The 238-nt window shown below is 65.5% G+C and carries 1 pseudogene; it reads right to left on the reverse strand.

The annotated features are described in order from the left end of the window. Positions 1 to 238 (reverse strand): annotated as a pseudogene (locus tag EN993_RS36860) (threonine dehydratase); the annotation flags it as partial.

The raw sequence follows: 238 nt of genomic DNA on the forward strand, positions 1-238 counted from the left end.
TCCTTGACGTCCGGCAGCCGCTCGAAATCGAAATTGCCGCCCGAAACCACGGCAACGATGGTCTTGCCCCTGATCTCCTTCCTGGAGAAATCCTCAGCGCATCGATCGCCAGCGCGCCGGCCGGCTCGCAGAAGACGAAGCGCGCTTCCCGGCCCTGATCGGCGAAATAGTGGGTGACGCCGGCGGCAAGCCCGCCACCGCCAACCGGCAGCATGATGATATCGGGCATGCGGGCGCC

Source organism: Mesorhizobium sp. M7D.F.Ca.US.004.01.2.1, assembly GCF_003997785.1.
In the GTDB taxonomy this organism is placed as follows: domain Bacteria; phylum Pseudomonadota; class Alphaproteobacteria; order Rhizobiales; family Rhizobiaceae; genus Mesorhizobium; species Mesorhizobium loti.